Origin of the sequence: Salegentibacter sp., from assembly GCF_041642575.1 — a bacterium.
In the GTDB taxonomy this organism is placed as follows: domain Bacteria; phylum Bacteroidota; class Bacteroidia; order Flavobacteriales; family Flavobacteriaceae; genus Salegentibacter.
Genome location: NZ_JBEPWD010000197.1, coordinates 1 through 1,813, shown reverse-complemented (window position 1 = coordinate 1,813; position 1,813 = coordinate 1). Strand labels below are relative to the sequence as shown.

Annotated in this window: 3 protein-coding genes; 2 read left to right on the top strand and 1 reads right to left on the bottom strand. The window is 40.8% G+C overall.

All coding sequences use genetic code 11. The features are described from left to right. Positions 1 to 689, top strand: a 689-nt coding sequence (locus ACESK1_RS13275) for a cyclopropane-fatty-acyl-phospholipid synthase family protein (RefSeq protein ID WP_372920648.1), incomplete at its 5' end; no start/stop codon positions are given. A 35-nt stretch (positions 690 to 724) separates the two neighbouring features. Beyond that, the gene (locus ACESK1_RS13270; protein WP_372920647.1) at positions 725 to 1,498 is read left to right on the top strand and encodes a hypothetical protein; all 774 of its coding nucleotides are present in this window, start codon (positions 725 to 727) and stop codon (positions 1,496 to 1,498) included. A 109-nt stretch (positions 1,499 to 1,607) separates the two neighbouring features. On the opposite strand, the gene ACESK1_RS13265 is transcribed toward ACESK1_RS13270, so the two are convergent. Then, on the bottom strand, positions 1,608 to 1,813 hold a 206-nt coding region (locus ACESK1_RS13265; RefSeq protein ID WP_372920646.1), incomplete at its 5' end, for a hypothetical protein.

Below are 1,813 nucleotides of genomic sequence, written 5' to 3'. Positions count from 1 at the left end.
CCGCTTTTTATCATTCCAAAGACGAGACGCCTATCGAGGTACATTCTCCCGATTTTGATGACGATCTTATCCCTGTTCAGTATTTATTCAGAAGTTTTTCTGAAATGCCACCTTTGGAAAAAAAAGCACTTCAGCTGTGTTCCGGGCGTGTGCTTGATGTTGGCTGCGGTGCAGGAAGCCATGGCCTGTATCTTCAGAATGAAAAAAAATTAAAGGTCACAGGGATAGACACTTCTGAAGCTGCTATTGAAATTGCAGGTTTAAGAGGCCTCAATGATGTCCGAAAAATCGATTTCTTCGACCTTCAGAATGAAAGCTTTGACACTATCTTGATGCTGATGAATGGCAGCGGAATAATTGGAAAACTCGCCAATCTGGATATATTTTTCACCCAGGCCAGAAAACTGCTAAACCCGGAAGGAAAGATCCTGCTGGATTCCTCAGACCTTAGTTTTCTTTTCGATAAAGATGAAGACGGTGGCATTTGGGTGGACCCTACCCGGGGCTACTACGGCGAAATTGAATTTCAGCTAAGCTATAAGGGTGAAAAAGGTGCATGGTTCAATTGGCTTTATATCGATTTTAATTCCCTGCAAATGGCAGCCGAAATGAATAATTTCAGCTGTAAACTTCTAAAAAAAGGAGAACACTACGATTATTTAGCTGAATTAAAGCCGCAAAAGCATTAAATTTCTATTTTTACCAAAATTTCAATTTTTCTCGAATGCTTAAAATTAATCACTTAGCGCTGTTTTTATCCCTTTTTCTGGTATTATCGTCCTGTACCTCTGATAATACTGATGATGATAACAAGATCGATAAATCTGCTAACCTACTTGGTTTAGGGGATTCGGCCAGGGATTTGCTTAGCGATGAGCGATACACCTCTATGAATATTGAGATCGCTTATGTTACCGGTTATTCCCCCTCTCCGGAAGCTATAGAGCAGTTCACTGATTTTTTGGAAAAACGTGTCTATAAACCAGATGGAATTCAGATTAGCCTTCGGGCGGTTGAGTCTTCAGGAAAAGCTCCTTTTGAGATCGAAGAAATCGCGGAAATTGAAAGAGATCTTCGTGATAATTACACTGTAGGAGACGAGATTGCAGTTTTTATCTATTTTGCCGACGGAAGCAGTGAAAAAGATGAAGATAACCGCTTTGTACTGGGCTCAGCCTTTAGAAATACTTCTATGGTGATTTACGGAGAAACTATTAAGGATTTTTCCCAACGTCACAACGCTCCTTCCAAAGCCGATATTGAAGCTGCCACCCTTAATCACGAATTCGGGCATCTGTTTGGTTTGGTAGACCTGGGCACCGACCCTCAATCTGACCATAAAGATGAAGAAAATGCAGGGCATTGTAATGTCTCTGGCTGTCTCATGCAGGCATCCATAGAATTTGGCAGCGGAATTGTTGATGTAATAGAGGGTGGTAATATCCCCGATCTGGACCACCAGTGCGTTTTTGACCTTCAAAATAACGGAGGAAAGTAATCCGGTTCACGATTACGAGCGCTCAGTTGGTAATTATCAGAGGAATAAAGGTTACTGCATGCAAGCATCTTAACGAATCACGAATTATCGAATCACGATTAATCCAATCCTAATTCGCCACTTCACTGATAAATTTGATACGATACAACCTTAATTCTTCATCGTCGTAGTCTCCGTCAAACTCTTTTATTGCTGCATCTATTTTATCGGTTTCAGCATCAATAAAATACTCATGAAGCTCCTCCTGTTGGTCTTCATCCAGGATCTCATCAATCCAGTAATTGATATTTAGTTTAGTACCGCTATACACAATCG

Coding starts and splice junctions, on each gene's coding strand:
- ACESK1_RS13270 (WP_372920647.1), top strand. CDS start 725: ATGCTTAAAATTAATCACTTAGCGCTGTTTTTATCCCTTTTTCTGGTA.